General features: G+C 41.4%; 28 protein-coding genes. All 28 read left to right on the plus strand.

What is annotated here, in order from left to right; translation table 11 throughout:
• Positions 1–54 precede the first annotated feature (54 nt).
• The 28 genes from trmFO to flhB all read left to right on the plus strand — a co-directional run bounded on the left by trmFO (position 55) and on the right by flhB (position 23,258).
• On the plus strand, positions 55–1,365 hold the full coding sequence (trmFO, locus tag ACQCT8_RS03935; protein ID WP_426868645.1) for an FADH(2)-oxidizing methylenetetrahydrofolate--tRNA-(uracil(54)-C(5))-methyltransferase TrmFO: 1,311 nt from the start codon (positions 55–57) through the stop codon (positions 1,363–1,365).
• Positions 1,366–1,426: 61 nt separating this feature from the next.
• Positions 1,427–2,326: a tyrosine recombinase XerC gene (gene xerC, locus ACQCT8_RS03940; RefSeq protein WP_426868647.1), complete on the plus strand. Its 900-nt coding sequence runs from the start codon at positions 1,427–1,429 to the stop codon at positions 2,324–2,326.
• Positions 2,327–2,360: 34 nt separating this feature from the next.
• Positions 2,361–2,903 (plus strand): ATP-dependent protease subunit HslV, encoded by a 543-nt coding sequence (hslV, locus tag ACQCT8_RS03945; protein WP_426868648.1) that lies wholly within the window; start codon positions 2,361–2,363, stop codon positions 2,901–2,903.
• 12 nt (positions 2,904–2,915) lie between these two features.
• Positions 2,916–4,331, plus strand: coding sequence for an HslU--HslV peptidase ATPase subunit (gene hslU / locus ACQCT8_RS03950; RefSeq protein WP_426868650.1), 1,416 nt, complete (start codon positions 2,916–2,918; stop codon positions 4,329–4,331).
• A gap of 75 nt (positions 4,332–4,406) precedes the next feature.
• Complete coding sequence (codY, locus tag ACQCT8_RS03955) at positions 4,407–5,186, plus strand: GTP-sensing pleiotropic transcriptional regulator CodY (RefSeq protein WP_426868651.1); 780 nt, start codon at positions 4,407–4,409, stop codon at positions 5,184–5,186.
• A 678-nt stretch (positions 5,187–5,864) separates the two neighbouring features.
• Entirely contained in the window at positions 5,865–6,257 is a 393-nt protein-coding gene (flgB, locus tag ACQCT8_RS03960) for a flagellar basal body rod protein FlgB (RefSeq protein WP_426868652.1), read from the plus strand.
• Between the two features lie 3 nt (positions 6,258–6,260).
• Entirely contained in the window at positions 6,261–6,710 is a 450-nt protein-coding gene (gene flgC / locus ACQCT8_RS03965; protein WP_426868653.1) for a flagellar basal body rod protein FlgC, read from the plus strand.
• 45 nt (positions 6,711–6,755) lie between these two features.
• On the plus strand, positions 6,756–7,040 hold the full coding sequence (gene fliE, locus ACQCT8_RS03970; protein WP_426869140.1) for a flagellar hook-basal body complex protein FliE: 285 nt from the start codon (positions 6,756–6,758) through the stop codon (positions 7,038–7,040).
• Between the two features lie 53 nt (positions 7,041–7,093).
• Complete coding sequence (gene fliF / locus ACQCT8_RS03975) at positions 7,094–8,698, plus strand: flagellar basal-body MS-ring/collar protein FliF (protein ID WP_426868655.1); 1,605 nt, start codon at positions 7,094–7,096, stop codon at positions 8,696–8,698.
• A 12-nt stretch (positions 8,699–8,710) separates the two neighbouring features.
• Positions 8,711–9,724, plus strand: a complete 1,014-nt coding sequence (fliG, locus tag ACQCT8_RS03980; RefSeq protein ID WP_426868656.1) for a flagellar motor switch protein FliG — start codon at positions 8,711–8,713, stop codon at positions 9,722–9,724.
• A gap of 1 nt (position 9,725) precedes the next feature.
• The gene (fliH, locus tag ACQCT8_RS03985) at positions 9,726–10,493 is read left to right on the plus strand and encodes a flagellar assembly protein FliH (RefSeq protein ID WP_426869141.1); all 768 of its coding nucleotides are present in this window, start codon (positions 9,726–9,728) and stop codon (positions 10,491–10,493) included.
• Positions 10,490–11,821, plus strand: a complete 1,332-nt coding sequence (gene fliI / locus ACQCT8_RS03990) for a flagellar protein export ATPase FliI (RefSeq protein WP_426868657.1) — start codon at positions 10,490–10,492, stop codon at positions 11,819–11,821. The genes fliH and fliI overlap by 4 nt, the downstream gene beginning before the upstream one ends.
• On the plus strand, positions 11,822–12,268 hold the full coding sequence (gene fliJ, locus ACQCT8_RS03995; RefSeq protein WP_426868658.1) for a flagellar export protein FliJ: 447 nt from the start codon (positions 11,822–11,824) through the stop codon (positions 12,266–12,268).
• Positions 12,269–12,273: 5 nt separating this feature from the next.
• Positions 12,274–12,873, plus strand: coding sequence for a MotE family protein (locus ACQCT8_RS04000; protein ID WP_426868659.1), 600 nt, complete (start codon positions 12,274–12,276; stop codon positions 12,871–12,873).
• Between the two features lie 32 nt (positions 12,874–12,905).
• On the plus strand, positions 12,906–14,168 hold the full coding sequence (locus ACQCT8_RS04005; RefSeq protein WP_426868661.1) for a flagellar hook-length control protein FliK: 1,263 nt from the start codon (positions 12,906–12,908) through the stop codon (positions 14,166–14,168).
• Between the two features lie 4 nt (positions 14,169–14,172).
• Complete coding sequence (gene flgD, locus ACQCT8_RS04010) at positions 14,173–14,805, plus strand: flagellar hook assembly protein FlgD (RefSeq protein WP_426868663.1); 633 nt, start codon at positions 14,173–14,175, stop codon at positions 14,803–14,805.
• A 13-nt stretch (positions 14,806–14,818) separates the two neighbouring features.
• Positions 14,819–15,199 carry a TIGR02530 family flagellar biosynthesis protein gene (locus ACQCT8_RS04015; protein ID WP_426868664.1) on the plus strand — a complete coding sequence of 127 codons (381 nt, stop codon included), beginning with the start codon at positions 14,819–14,821 and terminating at the stop codon, positions 15,197–15,199.
• A gap of 70 nt (positions 15,200–15,269) precedes the next feature.
• A complete protein-coding gene (locus tag ACQCT8_RS04020) occupies positions 15,270–16,484 on the plus strand; it encodes a flagellar hook protein FlgE (RefSeq protein ID WP_426868666.1) in 1,215 nt (404 codons plus the stop codon).
• Positions 16,485–16,536: 52 nt separating this feature from the next.
• Positions 16,537–16,764, plus strand: coding sequence for a flagellar FlbD family protein (locus ACQCT8_RS04025; RefSeq protein ID WP_426869143.1), 228 nt, complete (start codon positions 16,537–16,539; stop codon positions 16,762–16,764).
• Positions 16,751–17,188, plus strand: coding sequence for a flagellar basal body-associated protein FliL (gene fliL, locus ACQCT8_RS04030; RefSeq protein ID WP_426868668.1), 438 nt, complete (start codon positions 16,751–16,753; stop codon positions 17,186–17,188). The genes ACQCT8_RS04025 and fliL overlap by 14 nt, the downstream gene beginning before the upstream one ends.
• 31 nt (positions 17,189–17,219) lie before the next feature.
• Positions 17,220–18,218 (plus strand): flagellar motor switch protein FliM, encoded by a 999-nt coding sequence (gene fliM / locus ACQCT8_RS04035; protein WP_426868670.1) that lies wholly within the window; start codon positions 17,220–17,222, stop codon positions 18,216–18,218.
• Entirely contained in the window at positions 18,208–19,410 is a 1,203-nt protein-coding gene (gene fliY, locus ACQCT8_RS04040; RefSeq protein ID WP_426868671.1) for a flagellar motor switch phosphatase FliY, read from the plus strand. The genes fliM and fliY overlap by 11 nt, the downstream gene beginning before the upstream one ends.
• An 18-nt stretch (positions 19,411–19,428) precedes the next feature.
• Positions 19,429–19,791, plus strand: coding sequence for a response regulator (locus ACQCT8_RS04045; protein ID WP_278239013.1), 363 nt, complete (start codon positions 19,429–19,431; stop codon positions 19,789–19,791).
• A gap of 5 nt (positions 19,792–19,796) precedes the next feature.
• Positions 19,797–20,447 carry a flagellar biosynthetic protein FliO gene (locus ACQCT8_RS04050; protein WP_426868673.1) on the plus strand — a complete coding sequence of 217 codons (651 nt, stop codon included), beginning with the start codon at positions 19,797–19,799 and terminating at the stop codon, positions 20,445–20,447.
• Entirely contained in the window at positions 20,440–21,105 is a 666-nt protein-coding gene (gene fliP / locus ACQCT8_RS04055) for a flagellar type III secretion system pore protein FliP (RefSeq protein ID WP_426868674.1), read from the plus strand. Before ACQCT8_RS04050 ends, fliP begins: the two co-directional genes overlap by 8 nt.
• Before the next feature lie 17 nt (positions 21,106–21,122).
• Complete coding sequence (gene fliQ, locus ACQCT8_RS04060; RefSeq protein ID WP_278239016.1) at positions 21,123–21,392, plus strand: flagellar biosynthesis protein FliQ; 270 nt, start codon at positions 21,123–21,125, stop codon at positions 21,390–21,392.
• A complete protein-coding gene (fliR, locus tag ACQCT8_RS04065) occupies positions 21,393–22,175 on the plus strand; it encodes a flagellar biosynthetic protein FliR (RefSeq protein WP_426868676.1) in 783 nt (260 codons plus the stop codon).
• The gene (gene flhB, locus ACQCT8_RS04070) at positions 22,176–23,258 is read left to right on the plus strand and encodes a flagellar biosynthesis protein FlhB (RefSeq protein ID WP_426868678.1); all 1,083 of its coding nucleotides are present in this window, start codon (positions 22,176–22,178) and stop codon (positions 23,256–23,258) included.
• The last annotated feature ends 20 nt before the right edge of the window (positions 23,259–23,278 follow it).

Raw genomic sequence — 23,278 nt, forward strand, 5'->3', positions numbered from 1 at the left:
CATTCTTATGGTAGAATAACGATAACAGGATAACCAATAGGGAGGACTTAGTAAATGACAGCACCAACAGCAGTAAACGTAGTAGGCGCAGGACTTGCAGGTAGTGAAGCAGCCTGGCAGATCGCAGAGCGCGGTATTCAGGTGAATTTGTATGAGATGAGGCCTGTCAGACAAACCGCGGCTCACCATACAGATAAATTTGCTGAACTTGTATGCAGCAACTCTTTAAGAGCCAACAATCTGACAAACGCGGTAGGGGTATTGAAAGAAGAAATGCGAGCTTTCAATTCCGTTATAATCGGATCAGCTGATGCATGTGCAGTTCCTGCAGGCGGAGCTCTCGCTGTAGACCGGCACGAATTCGCCAGCCATGTTACATCAAAAGTAAAAGAGCATCCAAATGTTAAGGTCTTTTCAGAGGAAATAACAGAGATACCACAAGGAATCACTATCATTGCAACAGGTCCACTTACAACTGAAGGTCTCGCAGGCCAACTAAAGGCACTGACAGGAGAAGAATATCTGTATTTTTACGATGCAGCAGCTCCTATCCTTGAAAAAGACAGTATTGATATGGACAAGGTATATTTAAAATCCAGATATGATAAAGGTGAGGCAGCTTACTTAAACTGCCCGATGACAGAAGAGGAATTTAATACGTTCTACGATGCACTGATCGCAGCCGAAGTAGTGCCGCTTAAAGAGTTTGAAAAAGAAATTTATTTTGAAGGGTGCATGCCGGTGGAAGTGATGGCGGAAAGAGGCCGGAAAACGTTATTATTCGGGCCAATGAAACCTGTCGGCCTGGAGGATCCAAAAACAGGAAAAAGACCATATGCAGTCGTTCAATTAAGGCAGGATGATGCAGCAGGCACTTTATACAATATTGTTGGTTTTCAGACACATTTGAAATGGGGTCCTCAAAAAGAAGTAATTCGACTTATTCCGGGTCTGGAAAATGCAGAAATTGTAAGGTATGGAGTTATGCATCGCAATACATTTATAAATTCTCCAAAGGTTCTTGAGTCCACTTATCAGTTTAAAGAACGCAAAGATTTGTTTTTTGCAGGCCAGATGACCGGTGTGGAAGGATATGTTGAATCGGCTGCCAGCGGTTTAATCGCAGGCATTAACGCAGCTAAGCTTGCACTGGGGGAAGAACCGGTGTTGTTTCCGGCTCAGACAGCAATGGGAAGCATGGCGCGCTACATCACTCAGGCGAATACGAAAAATTTTCAGCCGATGAATGCAAATTTCGGACTGTTTCCTGATTTGGAAGAAAAGGTAAAAGGCAAGAAAGAACGTGCTGAGAAGCATGCTGAACGAGCATTGGAAACAATTCAGAACTTTGTGAAAAAAGTGTAAAATTTATTGCTACTGCCTCTGATTCGTGTTAGAATTTAGAGGCTTTTGCGAGGTGATCTAATTGAATACTGCATTTTTAGAACCCAAACAGCAATTTATTCAGTATTTACAAACTGAAAAAAATTATTCTTCTCTAACAATTGAACACTATATTCACGATTTAGACAGCTTCTTTCTCTTTCTTGTAAAAGAAGGTGTAGATGCACTGGAAGAAGTAGATGAGATTCATTCCAAGCTTTTTTTGATGCAGCTTCACAAGGAAAAGTACTCAAGAGCGTCTGTTTCCAGAAAAATTTCAAGTCTGCGCAGCTTTTTCTCTTATCTTCAACGCGAAGAAAAACAGAAAATTAACCCAATGTCCTATGTACTGCACCCTAAAAAAGAGGGGAGGCTGCCTCATTTTTTTTATGAAAATGAAATGGAGCAGCTTTTTTCAGCCTGTGACGGGGATAAGCCGCTGGATTTAAGAAACAAAGCGATTCTTGAACTGCTGTATGCTACAGGGATACGGGTAAGTGAATGCACATCCATTCTGCTGCAGGATTTGGATTTAACGATGGGCACCCTTCTTGTTAAAGGGAAGGGAAGAAAAGAACGCTATGTGCCTTTTGGTGATTTTGCGGGAAGTGCAATTAAACGCTATCTTGAAGAAGGCAGATCTAAATTAGTAAACAATAGCACATCTGCCTCCCTGTTCATTAATCATCGGGGAGCTCCTTTAACATCCAGGGGGATACGCTATGTTCTCACGGCGCTAATGAATAAAACGACGCTCACAGCGTCTATTCATCCGCATATGCTGAGGCATACCTTTGCAACTCATTTACTGAATAACGGTGCAGATCTCAGAACAGTTCAGGAACTTTTGGGGCATGCCCATCTTTCATCAACCCAGCTTTATACTCATGTTACAAAAGAACACTTAAGAAAAACGTATCAATCATTTCATCCACGGGCTTGATTACATATAAGCGATGATTAGGAGGCCGACGATAATGGACCAATTTCATGCGACAACGATTTTTGCTGTTCAGCATAAGGGACAGTCTGCAATGGCAGGTGATGGTCAGGTGACTTTTGGAAATGCAGTAGTGATGAAACACACTGCAAGAAAAGTAAGAAAGCTATTTAACGGCCAGGTGATTGCCGGATTTGCAGGTTCAGTAGCAGATGCATTTACATTGTTTGAGATGTTTGAAGGAAAGCTGCAGGAATACAATGGGAACCTCCAAAGAGCAGCGGTGGAAGTTGCCAAGCAATGGAGAAGCGATAAAGTTCTCAGAAGATTAGAAGCAATGCTGATTGTAATGGATCAACAAGGGCTTTTGCTGGTATCAGGTACAGGAGAAGTGATTGAACCTGATGATGGCGTTCTTGCGATTGGCTCCGGAGGCAATTATGCTCTATCGGCAGGAAGAGCGCTAAAGCTCCACGCCGGCGACCATCTGACTGCTAAGGAAATAGCCGATGCTGCCCTGCACGTTGCAGCGGATATTTGCGTGTATACAAATACAAATATTGTTGTTGAAGAATTGTAAAGGAGCGATAAGATGACAAAAAAAAATGAATTGACTCCAAAACAAATAGTGGAACGACTTGACCAGTATATTGTAGGGCAAAAAGATGCAAAGCGTGCTGTGGCAGTAGCCTTAAGAAACAGATACCGAAGAAATCTGCTTGACGATTCACTGCGTGATGAGATTATCCCTAAAAACATCCTGATGATGGGTCCGACTGGCGTAGGGAAAACGGAAATCGCAAGACGGATTGCAAAGCTGGTCGGTGCGCCTTTTATAAAAATTGAAGCGACTAAGTTTACAGAAGTAGGATATGTCGGCCGAGATGTAGAATCGATGGTTCGGGATCTTATGGAAACCTCCGTACGGATTGTAAAAGAAGAAAAAATCGTTTCTGTTCAGGGCAAAGCGGAAGAGCAGGCAAATCAGCGTTTAGTAAAATTGCTTGTACCATCTGCTAAAAAGTCACAATCCTTTAAAAACCCATTTGAAATGATGTTTGGTGGAAATGGGGATGGGGCTAACGAATCAGCTGATGAACAAAAAGAAGAGGAATCAACTATAAAAGACCGCCGAAAAGAAATAGCGCGTCGATTAAAGGCGGGGGAACTTGAAGAAGAAACAGTCACCATTGAAGTGGATGAACAGCAAATGTCTTCAATGTTTGATATGCTTCAAGGATCAGGCATGGAGCAAATGGGAATGAATATGCAGGATGCTCTAAGCAATTTAATGCCTAAGAAAAAGAAAAAGCGAAAATTAAAAGTAAAAGAAGCCAGAAAAGTTCTGACGCACGATGAAGCGGCAAAATTAATTGATATGGATGAAGTTACCCAGGATGCATTGTATCGGGCTGAGCAAATGGGGATTATTTTTGTGGATGAAATTGATAAGATTGCATCTAAATCATCTGGTACAAGCTCTGCAGATGTATCGAGAGAAGGAGTACAGAGAGATATTCTTCCGATAGTCGAAGGGTCCACAGTCAACACAAAATACGGTCCAGTGAAAACAGACCACGTATTATTTATTGCGGCAGGCGCGTTCCATACGGCAAAGCCTTCTGATCTGATTCCTGAACTGCAGGGACGCTTTCCAATTCGGGTGGAGCTGCAAAAGCTTACAGTAGAAGACTTTGTCCGGATTCTTGTAGAACCTGATCATGCTCTAATTAAACAATACGTTGCATTGCTCGCAACTGAAGGCATAGAGGTTGAATTCACACATGAAGCAACAGTCAGATTGGCGGAGATCGCTTATCAGGTTAACCAGGATACAGATAATATAGGCGCCAGACGTCTTCATACCATAATGGAAAAGCTTCTTGAAGATTTATCTTTTGAAGCATCTGATATTTCTATTGGTACTGTTACAATTACTCCTGGTTATGTCGATGATAAACTTGATACGATCGCAAAGGATAAAGACCTGAGCCAGTTTATTTTATAGGGTTTGAATTAATCCTATTAGGGAAAGATGAGAATAATTATTTGATTTATTAGAATACAGGAGGAATTGATACAAATGAACTTACTAGGCAAAACACGACAGATTAATGCTATGCTCCAAAAATCGGCAGGTAAACCTGTTAACTTTAAAGAGATGGCAGAAACACTATCAGACGTAATTGAAGCAAATGTTTTTATCTTAAGCAGAAAAGGCAAATTGCTCGGATTTGCGGTAAATCAGCAAATAGAAAATGAACGTATGAAACAAATGCTTGAGGACCGTCAGTTTCCGGAGGAATATACAAAAAATTTATTTAATATAACAGAAACATCCCCAAATCTGGATGTAAACAGTGAATATACGGCGTTTCCAGTTGAAAACAAAGATCTCTTTCAAAACGGTTTGACAACGATCGTTCCTTTTATAGGAGGAGGAGAAAGACTGGGTACTTTAATTCTCGCGCGTGTAGAACAGGCGTTTGAAGACGATGATTTAATTTTGGGTGAATATGGTGCAACTGTAGTTGGTATGGAAATTCTTCGTGAAAAAGCAGACGAAATTGAAGTTGAAGCACGGAGTAAGGCAGTTGTTCAAATGGCAATCAGTTCATTGTCTTACAGTGAGCTCGAAGCAATTGAGCATATTTTTGAAGAACTTGATGGTAATGAAGGCCTATTGGTCGCTTCTAAAATAGCGGATCGTGTCGGAATAACAAGATCCGTCATTGTTAATGCACTGCGCAAGCTGGAAAGTGCCGGTGTAATTGAATCACGGTCTCTAGGAATGAAAGGAACGTACATTAAAGTTCTTAACGATAAATTCCTGCTTGAGCTTGATAACATTAAAAATAACTAATAAATTCTGATGAACTTAGCTGCTATGCAGCTAAGTTTTTTTTTGAGCCTATGAAACTTCAGAAGAGGATACTTTCGCAGAGAGACGAAAGCTTGATGACTCCCACAGCCCCCTCCTGCAAAACATCACATATCCCCAACTTCCGATCATCTGATGCTAATGCAACATACTAACTCATCTGCTTAGCTTTAAAATTCAAGCTTCTGTTTTTATAATTCTAATTCGTATCTTCATCATCCGCTATGTTTCAACAGAGTATTGCTGTCGAGCATTAATTCAAAGTAAACGTATAGATGGTTTTTCATTAACTTGAAACCATCCTTTAAAACTAGGGAAAGATGATTGTAATAAGTTTGTGAAGATTCATTAAAGAATATGGAATCCCCGGGAGACGTGTGGTACGGTTATTTCTGGCAAAAAAATTACGAAAACATGTCGAAAATAACAAAGATTAATATGATTAAAGTAATATTTCGATGAATTTTTGATAAATCAATGATATAAAATATAAACTAGTCTAAAAGTAACTTTTTTATAATTTGGTTCTTTTAGACTACGATTACTTTCCGATATTCTATAGACGGACAGATCACTAATCAGTAAAATGATGTATAAGTGTTTAATTATGTTGTAAGAGATTCCGTCGATCTTTGTCATAATAGGAAATGAGGGTGAAACTTGAGTTTATTTTCAGGAACAATAAACCAATTAGAACATGGACTAGCTTATTCATCTGTTAAGCAGAAAGTCATTGCAGAAAATGTCGCGAATGTTGATACTCCTGGTTATAAGTCTAAAGACGTGAATTTTAAAGCGATGTTACAAAATGAAATAAATTTGTCATCTTCGAAAAGTAAATCAGCTGATCCCCGTCACTTCGACCTTAAGCCGTCGGAAGGATCTGTAAACATTCAATCAAGGAATTACTCGTATAGACAAAACGGGAACGGTGTCGACATGGACAAAGAAATGGCAGACCTTGCAACAAACCAAATTTATCATGATGCGTTGATTGAGAGAATCAGCGGGAAATTTGGAAGCCTGAATACCGTAATCAGAGGAGGCCAGTAATCTATGTTTCAATCTATGAATATCACATCTTCAGCACTGACAGCACAACGGCTGAGAATGGATGTTATTTCATCCAATATGGCAAATGTGGATACAACGCGGGCAACTTTTGAAAATGGGGAGTGGCAGCCGTATAAAAGAAAGACGGTAATGCTCGAACCAAAGAGCGGAGGATTTTCTTCCCATCTTTCCAAGGCTATGGGGTCCGAAAACGGCCCAGGCAATGGTGTAACTGTATCAGCTATAAGAGAAGATAATTCTCAGGGAGAGCTGATGTATGACCCTGAACACCCTGACGCAGATGAAGAAGGGTATGTGGAAATGGCGAATGTGGATCCGCTTCGTGAAACGGTTGATTTGATGTCAGCTACACGCTCGTATGAAGGAAATGTCACGGTGTTTAATGCCAATAAAGCAATGATGATGAGAGCCTTGCAAATAGGCAAATCATAAGAAAGGATGAATAAATTGCCTCTTCAATCAATTTCTCCAGCAGGGATGGAGACCATTTCTCCGGTTGCCCAGCCAAGGACCACACAAAGAATCTCACCCTATGATGCCCAGCAAAACTTTGCGGGTATGCTGAAAGATTCCATTAATGAAGTAAACAATGCGCAAGTTAACAGTGATGATATGACAAATAAATTAATTAAAGGAGAGAATGTCGAATTGCATGATGTGATGATTGCTTCTCAAAAAGCATCCATTTCATTATCACTAACAATGCAAGTTCGAAACAAAGCGGTTGAAGCTTATCAAGAAATTATGAGAATGCCTGTTTAGGAGTGCCTCAATTCTTATGGCTTTGCATTTAACCGAAAGACCGGAGGATTGTGATGAACGAATCATTTCAACAACTGACAATGAAAACGAAAGCATTTTTTGCTGAGCGGCCTAAAAAACAGTTAATTATAGGAGCTGTGGTCGCTGCCATTTTAATTATCGTCATCCTTATTTTTTCATTACTATCTGCACGAAATGTTCTCGTACCCTTATACAGTAACCTGACACCATCAGAAACCGGCATGATTAAGGAAAATTTGGATGGAAGAGGGATTCCATCTGAAATTACCGAAGGCGGTACGGCAATCTTAGTGCCGGAAGAACAGGTGGAAACCTTAATGGTGGAACTCGCTGCTGAGGGGATCCCTCAAAGCGGAAACATCGATTATTCATTTTTTAGTGAAAACGCCGGATTCGGCATGACGGATAACGAATTTAATGTATTGAAGCTTGATGCAATGCAAACGGAGCTTGCTGAATTAATGAAGGGAATTGAAGGTGTTCAAAACGCTCAGGTAATGATCACGATGCCTGAAAAAGGTGTCTTTTTGGATGATACAGCTGAGACGGCATCAGCATCAATTGTACTGAACACTAAACCTGGCTATCAATTTGATGACGGGCAAATTAATTCACTGTACCTTCTTGTATCAAAAAGTGTTCCGAGTCTTCCTACTGAGAATATCGTCATCATGAACCAGTTTTTTGAGTACTATGACCAAAAAAATTCAGAATCCTCTTTTGCTGGCGTCAATGTGTCGGATCAGATGTCAATTAAACAGACGATTGAACGCGATTTGCAGCGTCAGGTTCAAATGATGCTCGGTACATTAATGGGCCAGAACAAAGTGGTGGTTTCCATTTCTACTGATATTGATTTTGATCAGGAAAACCGGGAAGAAAATTTGGTAACGCCGGTTGATGAAGAAAATATGGAAGGAATCGAAATCAGCGCACAAAGAATTTCAGAAACCTTTGAAGGTACTGCCGATGAAGCGGGCGGAGTTACAGAAGGAGGAGATCCGGGTGATAATCTAACCGGATTTGTAGAAGGAGCGAACGGCAACGGGGACTTTGAAAGAGTAGAAGAAACTATTAATAACGAAGTGAACCGCATTCGCCGAAATATTGTGGAAAGCCCTTATAAAGTCAGAGACATCGGCTTTCAGGTTATGGTAGAACCGCCGGATCCGGATGATCCTGCCTCGCTGCCTCAGGATCGGGTAGACGACATTGAGACGATGCTTGAGACCATTATAAGAACCTCTATTGATAATGAATTCTCAGCGGACCTTACAGATGCGGATATTGCAGAGAAAGTACTGGTTTCGGTACAGCCCTTTAACGGCATAATGACAGCTGAAGAGCCGGTTCAAACTCCGGTCATCCCATGGTGGGGGTATCTTGTTGCCGGTTTGCTGATGTTGATTATAGGAATTCTGATTATCGCGATGGTAAGAGCCAGAAGAAAATCGGCAGCAGCCGAAGAAGCTGAAGAGGAAATCATAATTGAACAAAAAGAGAAACTGGACGTGCCTGATGTGAATAATGAAAAAGAAACAGAAGGAACGCTCCGTCGTAAGCAACTAGAAAAAATGGCGCGGGAAAAGCCAGAAGACTTTGCAAAACTGTTAAGGTCCTGGATCGCTGAGGATTAGGAGTGAGCCGTAATGGCCAGAAAAGAAAAAGGATTATCAGGAAAACAGAAGGCTGCGATCTTGCTTATTTCTTTGGGACCTGATGTCGCATCATCTGTTTATAAACATTTAAATGAGGAAGAAATTGAAAGGCTGACACTGGAAATCTCCGGCGTAAAAAAAGTGGAATCTGAAGCAAAGGACGAGGTGCTTGAAGAATTCCATAATATCGCATTAGCTCAGGATTATATTTCGCAAGGCGGAATAGGCTATGCCAAAACAATCTTGGAAAAAGCATTGGGACCAGATCAGGCAAACGCGGTCATAAACCGTTTGACATCTTCTCTTCAGGTGAGGCCATTCGATTTTGCTAAAAGAGCAGATCCTATGCAGATATTCAATTTTATTCAAAACGAACATCCTCAGACGATAGCGCTGATCCTGTCTTATCTAAACCCTCAGCAGGCGGGGCAGATCCTTTCAGCTCTGCCTCAGGATGTCCAGGCTGATATTGCAAAAAGAATAGCTGTGATGGACAGCACGAGTCCGGAAATAATTAGTGAAATTGAGTCAGTGCTTGAAAGAAAGCTTTCTTCAACCGTTCAGCAGGACCACTCAGAAACCGGTGGAATAGAGTCTGTGGTAGAAGTGCTTAATGGCGTTGACCGAGCAACTGAAAAGACCATCCTGGATTCTCTTGAGATCCAGGACCCTGAACTGGCAGAAGAAATCAAAAAACGAATGTTTGTTTTCGAAGACATTGTTACGCTTGATAACCGTTCCATTCAGAGGGTCATTCGGGATTGCGAAAATGAGGACCTTTTACTTTCCATGAAAGTTTCAACAGATGAGGTTAAAGAAGTATTGTTTAAAAACATGTCACAGCGGATGGCTGAAAACTTCAAAGAAGAAATGGAATTCATGGGGCCTGTCAGACTTCGTGATGTAGAAGAAGCTCAATCAAGAATTGTTGCGATTATAAGACGTCTTGAGGAAGCAGGAGAAATCATTGTAGCCCGCGGCGGAGGAGATGACGTTATTGTCTAGAGTGATCAAGTCAGAAATTGTCCATTCAGTTTCCGATAACGCCAAGGCCATCCCTTTCAGACCAGTCATTCAAGGCAACCCGGACCAGCAGAATACACTTACCTGGACGGTCGAGCAAGCTCATTTGGAATCGGTAAGAATTGTAGAAAAAGCAAAGCAATATGCATTTGACCTTAAAAGCGATGCAAAGCAGAAAGCCGATTCAATTCTCCTGAATGTTATGGATGAAAAAAACAACTGGGAAGAAGAAAAAAGATCCATTCAGCAGGAAGCTTATGAGAAAGCTTTTGGACAAGGCTATGAAGAAGGCCGGGAAAAAGGGTATACAGACCTTTTTCATTCGCTTGAAGAAGCAAAGAAAATCGTCTCATCAGCAAAAGAAGCACTTTATGAGCAGGCAGAACGAAATGAACAAATTATATTGCAATTGTCCATTCAAACTGCCGAGAAAATTTTAGCACAGACGCTTGAGCATGATCCAGAACGATTTCTCCCGATTGTTAAAAAAGCTATAAAAGAAGTCAGGGAAATGAAAGAAGTGAAAATTTATACGGCTGTACCTCAATATGCTCTGCTTCACAAAAATCGAGACGAATTAATTGCTATATTTCCCATTGACGTTCAACTATCCATCTATCCTGAAGATGAGCTTGAACCAAATCAGTGCTTTATTGAAACAAGCCAGGGCAGAATTGATTTGAGTATTGATTCTCAGCTGACTCAATTAAAGCTTAAGTTATCCCAGCTGCTTAGTGAGGATGAGCTATGAAAGCTGCAGATCTGATTCAGCACGTAGCCACTATTCCAACTTTACGTCATTACGGAAAAGTAAAACAGGTGATCGGTTTAATGATTGAATCACAAGGGCCCGAGAGCTCCATTGGAGAGGTATGCTACATCCACGTGCAATCGAGCAGTAAAAGAAAGAAAATCAAAATAAAAGCTGAAGTAGTGGGATTCAGGGAAGGGATTGTCGTGCTGATGCCATTTACGCATGTGCATGACATCGCACCCGGCAGCATAGTAGAGGCAACAGGACGGCCTCTTGAAATTAAAGTTGGAGATGCTCTGATAGGGAAGGTAATTGATCCGATGGGTGATCCTATTGATCATAGTCAGCTGCCCTATGGAATGAAGACCGTCACAACAGAACAAGACCCTCCTAACCCTTTAACAAGACCTCCAATCGATGAAGTAATGCAGGTTGGAGTGAGAGCCATCGACGGCATGCTCACAGTTGGGAAAGGACAGAGAATCGGTATCTTTGCAGGCAGCGGCGTGGGAAAAAGCACACTGCTTGGAATGGTAGCGAGGAACACAGAAGCTGATATTAATGTCATTGCGTTAATTGGTGAACGGGGACGTGAAGTAAGAGAGTTTATTGAACGGGACCTCGGACCGGAGGGAGCTAGAAAAAGCATCATCGTCGCAGCCACTAGTGATCAGCCCGCTTTAATGAGAATAAAGGGAGCCTTTACAGCTACAGCCATTGCAGAGTTTTTCAGGGATAAAGGCTTAAATGTCATGCTGATGATGGACTCTGTTACAAGAGTCGCTATGGCTCAGAGAGAGATCGGCCTTGCAATTGGGGAACCTCCGGCAACCAAAGGATATACGCCTTCAGTATTTGGCTTGCTGCCAAAGCTCCTGGAACGTACGGGTACGAATGAATCAGGGAGTATCACTGCTTTTTACACCGTACTGGTGGATGGGGATGATTTGAATGAACCAATTTCTGACACGGTCAGAGGAATTTTAGATGGTCATATTGTTCTTGACCGGGCAATAGCAAACCGGGGTCAATATCCAGCTATTAATATATTAAAAAGTGTCAGCAGGCTGATGAATCATCTGGCAGACAAACCTCATTTGCGTGCAGCTGAACAAGTAAGGCATTTGATGAGTACTTATGAGGAAGCGGAAGATTTAATCAATATTGGTGCATACAAAAAAGGATCGTCAAAAGAAATAGACGATGCCATTAAAGCCATTCCTGCCATAAAAAAACTCTTAAAGCAGGCATATGATGAAAAAGTTGAATTCAACACGAGCGTAAAACAACTGGTTAATCTTTCTGATAAAGGTGAGTGGGAATAAATGGTGCATCAATTTCGCTTCGACCGGGTTCTGACAGTTAGAGAGAGAGAAAAGAAGGAAGCGGAAGACCGGTACAGGGAATCGGTTGAGTCCTTTGAGGGAATTGCTCAGCAGCTCTATCTTTTATTAAAAAAGAAAGAAAGAATGATAGAAGATCAAACAGAGAAAATTCAAAATGGCATCGCTGTTCAGTCATTACGGCACGGCCAGCAATTTCTGACGAATATTGAAAAAAGCATCCATTATCAGCAGAAACTAGTGATGGAAGCCAGATCAACTATGCAATGGCACGAGCAGCGTGTCGCAGATCGAAACATCGAAGTGCGTAAATATGAAAAAATAAAAGACAAAGATCAGCAGCTCTTCATGGCTCAACAAAGTGAACTGGATAATCAGCTTATGAATGAGCTTTCAATGATTCAGTTTATGAAGCAAAGAAGCAGGTGATGCAAGTGAATAAAAAAGCAGGGAAGATAGATTCAGAAGAAGCAAAATCGCCGGGTAAATTTCAGGTTTTTCTGTTAATTTTTCTAGTGCCGGCAGTATTTCTTGTTTTTGCAAGCGTAATCGTATTAACCTTACTCGATATAAATCCGATTCAAGAAGCGGAGGAAGCGGGTATAGAAATTCCTTTCCTGACTGACGAGAAGGCTGAACAGGAGAGCGGTACTATTGAAGACAGCCAGCAAATAGCTTCCTTGGAATCTCAATTAAAGGAAAAAGAAGGTAATATTGAAGAACTTGAAAGCAGGCTGGAAACCCAAACCAGTGACAATGAAAAACTGGCTGAAGAGCAGGAAATCTTGCTACAGGAAATGGAAATTCTCCGTAGTGAACAGGGAGCAAACCAAAGCGAAAGCAATGAGATGGTTTCTGTTTTTAAAGAAATGAACGGAAAAACCGCAGCTCCTGTTTTGCTGAATATGGACGAAGGAGAAGCTGTCGTCATTCTTTCTGAGCTGCCTGCTGATTCAGTGGCTTCAATCTTCGAAGAAATGCCCCCTGAAGAAGCTGCAAAGTATGCAGGCCTGCTGGGCATCGACTCACCGTGAAATTATACCCGGAAAGGGGGTGAATCAAACGTATGATGATTAATCCGCTGCTGAAAGTTTCATTAAATGAAGAAAACAAGCAGCCAGAGAAATTTGTATCTGCTTCAAGCGGCTTTGGGTCGATTTTAGCTCTTCTATCTTTTCCGCCGGGTCAAAATCCTGAGCTTCAAAAGGAAGGTCTAAACGAGACAACAGGAGAAAACAGTGAATTCATTTTGCAGGAGCTGTTTTCAGTTATCCAGCAGCATGCACCTGTTATTGAAGAAGGACAGGCAGAAATGGAAAATGGATTCTTAATTAATAAAGAAACCGTTCTTTCCCCTGAGGAATGGATGGATCTTCCATTAAAAGACGCTCTTCTGCTTTTCTTTAACGGTAATGAGCAGAAACTAAATGAGTTAACAAAAGAAACGGCTCTCCCAAAAGGAAAGGCAGGTTCTGCGGAATCACTTTTTTTCTTGCAAAATCAACTTGAAAAGCTTGAAAAAAATATTCAGCTGAAAGTACCGGAACCCGCATCTGTTCAGATGCTTAACGCAATTAAACAGCTTACGCATGCTGCGAAACAGTCAGATGGCCCGGCAGCTGCGAGTCCGATAGGTAAAGAACTTTTGCAGACACTTGAAAAAATTGAGGGGATGCTAAAAACCCTCCAATCTGAAATAAGTGAAACGAAGCTACCTGTAAGAAAAGTGGAATATGGAAAGACAGTTGATTTTTCAGCCAGAGCTATTCCAAATAAAGTTCACATCCAGCAGCGTAATGCCGCAAGTACAGTCGAAAAACCGGAAACATCATCGGTATCCATTCAGCAGCTTCAAACTGAATCAGGACTTGCCAAATGGAATGTTCCACTGGAATTTAAAACGTCCCAGCCGGCGGAATCCTTAATAAAACAGTTTGCTGAAATCATGGATAAAGCAAAGTTCGGAAAAACGAATGGAACAGAAAAACTGTTAATCCGTCTGCAGCCGGAACATTTAGGCACACTTAAAATCGAATTAATACAAAAATCCGGCGTGCTCGCTGCGAGAGTAATGACGTCTACCAGTCTTGCTAAGGACATGATGGACTCCCAAATCCAGCAGCTCAGGCAGGCCCTGACGAATCAAAATATTCAAATTGACAAGATTGACGTCGTTCTAACACAAAATGATCAGCGCGCCGATCGCGAAACAGGCAGTTCATCAAAGCACCATACAGGTTCTGATCGACAGCAGCAATCAGGCAATGAGGATGATGATGGAGAAGATAAGCAGGATTTTCATCAAATTTTTATGAATATCGAGGTGTAAAACATTGAATGTAAATTCAGTTAACAATGATTTATTTTTATCTTCACTGAATGAAAAAACCACGGAAACAAAGCAGGATTCCATGGGAAAGGACCAGTTTTTAAAACTGCTGATTGCCCAGCTCTCCAATCAGGACCCGACACAGCCTATGGAGGATAAAGAATTTATTGCTCAGATGGCCAGTTTTTCAACACTGGAACAAATGACAAATATGAGTGAATCATTTGAGAAATTTGCTTCAATGCAGGAACAGACCCAGCTGATTCAATACAATGAATTTGTAGGAAAAGAAGTGAAATGGGACAAACTCACTGAAGAAAATGATGAACAGATTTCCACAACCGGTAGAGGAACAGTTGAAACGGTTCGATTTAAAGGGGGAGCAGTTGAATTTGAGCTGACAGACGGCACCTTATTAAGTCCGGGGAATATTTCAGAAGTGAAACAATCCGGTGAGAACAACACTCTGCAACAGGCAAGCATGTTTATTGGGAAAAATGCTACGTGGATCGATGAGAATGAAAAAGAAGCGGAAAGCAAAGTTATTTCTGTTTCTGTTAAAGATGGAGCTATATGGCTGCATACAGAAAATGAGAAAAAAATAAAAGCTGATGAACTTACTCAAATAAGCCAATAAGGATTTGTTGCTGATGGAAAAGATACGTTTTAATCCTATTCCATTGCCACCGATAACCGTAAAAGACAAAAAACCAGTCAACCCACATGTCAAAAGCTTTTCTGATGAACTTAATGGAGCGATCCAAGAGACAAACAAACTGAAGATCAGTAAACATGCTAATGACAGACTCTCGGAAAGAAGAATCACCATCACAGATTCACAGTGGGAGAAAGTAGAAGCAAAGGTGAATGAAGCTAAATCAAAAGGAATAAAAGACTCTTTGGTTTTACTGGATCAAGCCGCACTGATTGTGAGCATTAAAAATGGGACTGTTATCACAGCAATGGGAGCACAGGATATTAAAGACCATATTTTCACAGACATTGATGGAACCATTATAGTAAATGACTAGGCGGACCTGATAAGGAGCCTAAAAGAGCTGCTGACTGACAGATGCAGCTTTTAATCGAAGGGAGAAAATGATGATACGTTCAATGTATTCAGGTATTGCCGGACTCAAAAACTTTCAAACGAAGCTCGATGTAATTGGGAACAATATTGCAAACGTCAATACGTATGGATTTAAAAAGGGCCGTGTAACCTTTCAGGAAGCGATGAATCAAACGATTCAGGGAGCTTCTGGAGCAGGTGACGGACGAGGCGGGAAAAACTCACTTCAAGTTGGGCTTGGCTCTGTAACAGCAACAATTGACAGCGTGCAAACCCAAGCCTCTCTTCAAACAACCGGAAGATCGCTTGACCTTGCTGTAAACGGCGACGGATTCTTTGTTGTTGAGGGACCGGGCGGACAAAATCTTTTTACGCGCGGAGGAAACTTTTATCTTGATCAGGGCGGCACCATGGTGACAGGAGATGGCTATCGTGTGCAGCAATTTCAAGATGGTGTAATGAGTGATATAAACATTAACAGCGGTGCGGTTCTACCTGCACAGACAACAGATGAAATCACGTTATCAGGGAATTTGCCTGATAATGTAGCAGATACAGAGAATTTCAGCTTTTCCCAGCAAATGAAGGTAGTCGATGATGAAGGTCTAGAACATGTACTTGAAGTGGAAATGACTGCCAATGGAGCGAACAGCTGGAATGTTACATTCCGTAATAACTCCATGGAGTCAGACGATAATGAAACCTCTGGTGTTATTGAATTCGATGATGAAGGTATTCCGGCTTGGAATCCAGCGCCGCAGAATCTTCGAGTAGAAAGAGGAACACCGCCCGCTCCAGAGGATTTTGCATTAGAGATTCCCCCTGTCATCGATGGGCTTACAAACAATCCAGGAGAAATCACTACGCAGGTTTTGGCAAATGGAAATCTCTCAGGATCTCTTGAAAGCTTCAGTGTCAGTAATGCTGGCGTGATTAGCGGAGTTTATTCAAACGGGGAAGTAACGGAATTAGCTGAATTAAGCCTGGCGAATTTCAATAATCCATCCGGCCTGGTGAAAGTAGGAAATAATTTGTTTCAGGAATCTGTTAACTCAGGCGTCGCAAATATAGGCGATGTTGAAACAGTAGGGAGCACAATTTCATCAGGTACACTCGAGATGTCTAATGTGGACCTGTCAGAAGAATTCACCGAAATGATTTCAGCGCAAAGAGGCTTTCAGGCGAATACCAGAATTATTACCACGTCTGATCAGATTCTAGAGGAGCTTGTAAATCTGAAAAGATAATGGGCAATAGGAGGTGGAAGGACTGAGGAAGAGATTCTTCAGTCCTGATCATATGATTAATGTAACACGGCTGAATGGCAAGCCTTTTATAATAAATGCTATTTATATTGAGACAATTGAGTCTTTTCCGGACACGACCATCACCCTGACAAACGGCAAAAAATTTATCGTGAAAGATTCCGTGGCCCATGTAAAAGAAGAAGTGCGTTCGTTTTATCAGTCGATACACGCACTAAACCTGGTTCATTTAAAAGGAGAAGATGTAAATGATGAAGAATAAACTTCTTCTTACTATGATGATCATCATGGTATCCATTTCACTTACTGGAGTCATTGTCTATGTGGTTTCTAAACAGCTTTCTGCTGAAAATGCACAGGCTGAAGAGCCTGAGCCTACCATTGAAGAAATTGTCAGTGCATCTGTTGAAATTCCGGAAGTAACGACTAGTATTGCAAACAATAACTTTGCACGAATTTCCATGACCATGCAAACAGACAGCCCTAAGGCTGCAGAAGAGCTTGAACAAAGAGATTTTATGGTAAAGGACATCATCATTGATGAATTGTCAGAAATGACCCGCGCAAACCTGGAGGGAAGAGCGGGGAAAGAAGCTTTTGAACAAACGGTTAAAGAACGAGTAGATGCCATGATGCAAGAAGGAGAAATCGTACAGATCTACACAACGTCGATCGTTGTTCAGTAGAGAGCTAGTCTGAGAGTTGAGGTGAGATTAAGTGGCTGGAGATATACTCTCGCAAAATGAAATTGATGCTTTATTATCGGCTATTTCAACTGGTGAAATGTCAGCCGAGGAAATTCGCAAGGAAGAACAGGAAAAGAAAATTAAGGTTTATGATTTTAAAAGGGCACTGCGATTTTCCAAAGATCAAATTCGCAGTCTAACCCGGATACATGATAATTTTGCCAGGCTGCTGACAACATTTTTTTCTGCCCAGCTAAGAACATTTGTGCAAATTAATGTGGCTTCCGTGGATCAGATTCCATATGAAGAATTTATCCGTTCAGTTCCCAAGATGACGATTTTGAACGTGTATGAAGTTCCCCCGCTGGACGGGAAAATCTTAATGGAAATCAACCCGAATATTGCCTATGCCATGATGGACCGCATTATGGGCGGTCATGGTTCAAGCATGAGCAAGGTTGAAAATCTTACAGAAATCGAAACGAAGATCATGTCCAATATGTTTGAAAAAGCGTTTGACAGCTTAAGAGAAGCCTGGGCGACAATAGCTGAAATTGATCCGATTTTAACTGACTTTGAGGTCAATCCGCAATTTCTGCAGGTAATTTCACCAAATGAAACCGTCGTTGTTATTTCATTAAATACGATCGTAGGAGACACGAGCGGAATGATCAATATTTGTCTTCCTCATGTTGTACTGGAGCCCATAATGCCCAATCTTTCTGTTAAGCATTGGATGCAGTCCAATAAAAAAGAAAGTAAACCCGAGGAAATGGTTCAGCTTGAAAAAAGGATCAAAAAAGCCGATCTGATCATTTCAGCAGCGCTTGGCTCATCAATGGTAGCAGTGGAAGAATTCCTAATGCTCGAAGCAGGAGATGTTTTAGAACTTAATCACAGGTTTGACGAGCCGGTTGAGGTAAGTATTGGAGGCATACCTAAATTCACCGGGCAGCCCGGGAAGGTTGGCAAGAAACTGGCCATTCAAATTATAGATGAATTGAAAGGAGGAGAGGACGATGATGAGTGATGATATGCTCTCCCAAGATGAAATTGATGCGCTTTTAAGAGGCACATCGGATGAAGATGAAGAGCACCGGGGAACACCTGGTTCACATATAGTTACAGAGGATTATTTAGATGAAATGGCAATAGATGCTTTAGGTGAGATTGGAAATATTTCATTTGGAAGTTCAGCAACGGCCCTTTCCGCATTATTGAATCAAAAGGTTGATATCACAACCCCTACTGTAAAAGTAGTTAAAGCTTCTGAACTATCTCAGTCGTTCCCCCACCCGTCTGTTGCAATTAATGTTCAATATACAGAAGGACTGAAAGGAACCAACTTACTTGTCATCAAGCAAAGTGATGCAGCGGTTATCGCAGACCTCATGCTGGGAGGAAATGGCATTACAACTTCTCAGGAGTTAGATGAAATTCAGCTCAGCGCTGTTCAGGAAGCGATGAACCAGATGATGGGTTCTGCCGCTACATCAATGTCTACGATCTTTAACAGTAAAGTTGATATTTCTCCGCCAAGCATCGACCTGATGGATTTGACGTTAAACAAAGGAATGGATAATCTGCCTGACGCAGAGCTTCTGATCCAGATTTCTTTTCACTTAAAAGTAGGTTCACTAATTGATTCCAGCATTATGCAGCTTGTTCCTCTCGAATTTGGCCAATCGCTTATCGAGCGTTTGATGTCAGGTTCAGAAGGAGCTGCCGAAACGGCAGTGTCTGCATTGGCAGAAGCACCGCAGCAGAGTTCAGCTGCTGAACAGGACAGAATGGAGCGGCCGGCGCTTTCCAGTGTTCCAGCTTATTCAGCACCGGCAGATGTAACGGACAGCGAACATGAGGGAATTCAGTTAAACCGGGACAAAGCGATCAGCCAGCCTGTAAATGTTCAGCCTGCAGAATTTTCATCTTTTGATTCACCGGGTCTCAGCTCAGGAGAATCAAGAAATTTAAATTTACTTATGGATATCCCGCTTCAAGTTACAGTTGAACTCGGCAGAACAAAAAGGTCTGTCAGAGACATTTTGGATTTGACTTCGGGGTCTATCATCGAACTGGATAAGCTTGCCGGTGAGCCTGTAGACATACTCGTTAATAACCGGCTTATTGCACAGGGTGAAGTTGTCGTCATTGATGAGAATTTCGGAGTCCGTCTGACTGATATTGTCAGTCAAAAAGATCGCTTAACTAAATTGAAATAACACTTGGAGGTTGTACTGATGGGAAAAAGAATTTTAATTGTGGATGATGCAGCATTTATGAGAATGATGATCAAGGACATTTTGTCTAAAAATGGCTTTGAAGTAGTAGGAGAAGCGGCTGATGGAGCACAAGCCATAGAAAAATTCAAGGAGACTTCACCGGACCTTGTTACAATGGACATCACTATGCCTGAAATGGACGGCATCACAGCATTAAAAGAAATTAAAAAAATTGATGGGTCAGCAAAAGTAATTATGTGCTCTGCAATGGGTCAGCAGGCGATGGTTATCGACGCGATTCAAGCAGGTGCAAAGGATTTTATCGTTAAACCATTTCAGGCAGACCGTGTTATAGAGGCTATTCAAAAAGCGATAGGTTGATGAACATGTATGTTAAAAAGATCTTAATTACTCTTTCTCTTATTCTGATATTTTTTGCCGGATGGGGAGAAGGAACCGTTTATGGCGGCACGATGGTGGATGACTATTTTCCTGGTGGAAACAATGAGGACAGCCAAAATCAGCCGCCGGCACCTGCAGAAGAAACAGCAGACGGTGATCCGGTCACCTGGATTACCTATTTAAAATTAATCGCAGCGCTTGGTTTTGTTCTGGTTTTGCTTTATGCACTGCTGAAGTTCGTAAACAGTAAAACCAGGAACTTCCAGCAGTCCGTGCTCATTCAAAATATGGGCGGGACGGGTCTGGGAGGCAACCGGTCTGTTCAAATTGTGAAAATAGCTGGTAACTATTATGTTCTCGGTGTGGGAGAAGAGGTACATCTTATAAAAGAAGTTACTGATTCAGAAGAAATCAGCCGGCTGGAGCATTACTACTCCTCACAGGAAGAGCAAAAGGAAGAGCGCAGTCCGCTGGCAAAGCTTTTTATACGCTCATTAAAGAATAAAAAAAATCCCTACAGCGAAGGATCTCAAAGTTTTCAATCTCTTTTATCAAAGCAGTTGAATCAGCAGAAAGAAGATCGTAAAAAGTTGTTTAACCGGGTTAACGGCAAGGAGGATCATAAAGATGGATGAATTTGTTCAGATTTTTAACGATAGTCCTCCTGATGACGTGGCGACTTCTGTAAGGCTGCTTCTTTTATTGACAGTACTGTCTCTTGCCCCTGGTATTTTAATTTTAATGACGGCTTTTACCAGAATCGTGATCGTGCTGTCATTTGTCAGAACTTCTCTGGCAACGCAGCAGATGCCGCCTAATCAGGTAATTATCGGCCTGGCTCTTTTCTTAACCTTTTTTATTATGGCACCGGTACTGAGTGAGGTAAACGAACGTGCGTTGACCCCTTTATTTAATGAAGAAATTGATCTGGACACAGCGTATGAAGAAGCATCTGTTCCATTTATAGAGTTTATGAGCAAGCATACGAGACAAAAAGATTTAGAGCTGTTTTTAAGTTACACAGAAGCCGAGCGGCCTGAAACCATTCAGGAGATCCCTATGACTGTTATGGTTCCTGCGTTTGCTTTAAGTGAAATAAAAACGGCATTTCAAATGGGCTTTATGATTTTTATTCCTTTTCTGGTAATTGATATGGTTGTAGCTTCCGTCCTGATGTCGATGGGGATGATGATGCTGCCGCCGGTTATGATTTCTTTGCCTTTTAAAATTCTGCTATTTATTTTAGTGGATGGTTGGTATCTTGTAATGCAGTCGTTGCTGCAGAGCTTTTAGGCAGGTGAGCTTTTTCTATGAATGGTGAAATGGTAATTTCAATCGCTGAAAGAGGCGTATACATGACACTGATGATCAGTCTTCCCTTAATGCTTGTTGCACTGGTAGTAGGATTGCTGGTGAGTATTTTTCAAGCAACTACGCAGATTCAGGAGCAGACATTGGCATTTATTCCAAAGATTATTGCGGTAATGGTCGCGCTGATTTTTTTTGGTCCATGGATGCTGACACAAATTGTCACGTATGCAGCTGATATTTTTTCTAATCTCACAAGGTATATCGGGTAAATGGAAGAGTTATATCCCAGACTAACAATCCTGCTTTTGCTGCTGGTGCGGGTATCTTCTTTTTTTGTCGTCATGCCTTTATTTTCACATCGGACCATTCCTCCGATGCACCGTCTGGGATTCGCGCTGATTTTATCCTGGATGATGTACTACACAATTGATGTCGAGCCTTTTGAAATTAACGGTGAATATATTCTTCTTATACTGAAAGAAGCGGTAGTAGGATTATTTATTGGTTTAATCGCTTATATCGTCTTATCAGCCGTTCAAATTGCGGGAGGTTTCATTGATTTTCAAATGGGGTTTGCCATGGCTAATGTGATTGATCCGCAAACAGGTGCACAAAGCCCTTTAATGGGTCAGTATTTATATACGATTGCCTTGCTTCTTCTTCTTTATTTGGATGGTCATCATTTAATTCTGGACGGCATTTTTTACAGTTATCAATTTATCCCAATTGACCAGATGGGTCTTGGCTTTGATAATCCGGCAGCACCTGAGTTTATTATTAAGGCTTTTGCAGCAGCTTTTGTTATCGCGTTTCAAATTGCTTCTCCTATTGTCGCAACACTCTTTCTTGTTGATGTGGCACTTGGAATCGTGGCGAGAACGTCACCGCAGTTTAATATTTTTGTGATTGGTTTTCCTATAAAAATCACAGTTGCCTTTATCATTCTTATCGTCACAATGGGTGTAACTTTTCAGGTCATTCAGCGTTTATTTGATTTATTGTTTGTGGTGATGAGGGATATTATGACGATTATTGGAGGGGGATTTGTTTAAATGAAGTGGATCCCTTTGGATCTTCAATTTTTTGCCGGTGAAAAAACGGAAAAAGCTTCACCTAAAAAAAGACTGGATTCAAGAAAAAAAGGTCAGGTAGCAAAAAGTCAGGATGTAACCACTGCTGTCATATTGCTTGGTGTGTTCCTTTTCTTGTATTTTGCAGGAGGTATGTTCTGGGACCGCATTTTATCGTTAGTCAGTGTGCCTCTCAGGGACTATATTTTAAGACCGGTGACGATGGATACCGCCATGATTGTATACACAGAGATGCTCACAGAAGTGGCCTGGATCCTTTTGCCGATCATGGGAGTGGCAGCTCTGGCAGGGATTATCGGAAATTATGTGCAGGTTGGTTTTTTAATTGCCACTGACCCTCTAAAACCACAATTGTCAAAACTTGATCCGATCAAGGGTCTGAAACGAATCTTTTCAGCAAGAGCACTCGTCGAATTAGCAAAATCAATTTTGAAAATTTCTTTAATTGGATTAACAACTTTTTTAGTTATATGGTTTTCAATCGAGCATGTTTTAGCACTATCCCTAAAATCAGTGGAAACGACTTTATTAACAGCAGGCAAATTAACGGTTCAAATGGGCCTGTATGCTTCGGTACTTCTACTGCTGCTCGCAGTGCTTGACTATATGTACCAGAAATATGATTTTGAGAAAAATATTCGAATGTCCAAGCAGGATCTTAAAGATGAATATAAAAACACGGAAGGTGACCCGCTAATTAAATCAAAAATAAAGCAAAGACAGCGGGAAATGGCGATGAAAAGAATGATGTCTGAAATTCCAAACGCAGACGTGGTCATTACAAATCCCACTCACTATGCCATTGTGTTGACATATAAAGACGGCGTCTCAGATGCACCGGTAGTAGTAGCAAAAGGTGTCGATTTTATCGCACAGAAAATCAAGCTTGTTGCGAAAGAAAACGACGTGCTGGCGGTAGAAAATAGACCGCTTGCCAGAGCGCTGTTTGATCAGGCGGAAATTGGTGATCCAATTCCTGAAGAATTTTTTAAAGCAGTGGCTGAGATTCTTGCTTATGTATACCGCATAAAAAATAAAGTGTAATGCACAGTTAGGGGTTCAAG

It is taken from the genome of Jeotgalibacillus proteolyticus (genome assembly GCF_050107735.1).
Lineage (GTDB): Bacteria > Bacillota > Bacilli > Bacillales > Jeotgalibacillaceae > Jeotgalibacillus > Jeotgalibacillus proteolyticus_A.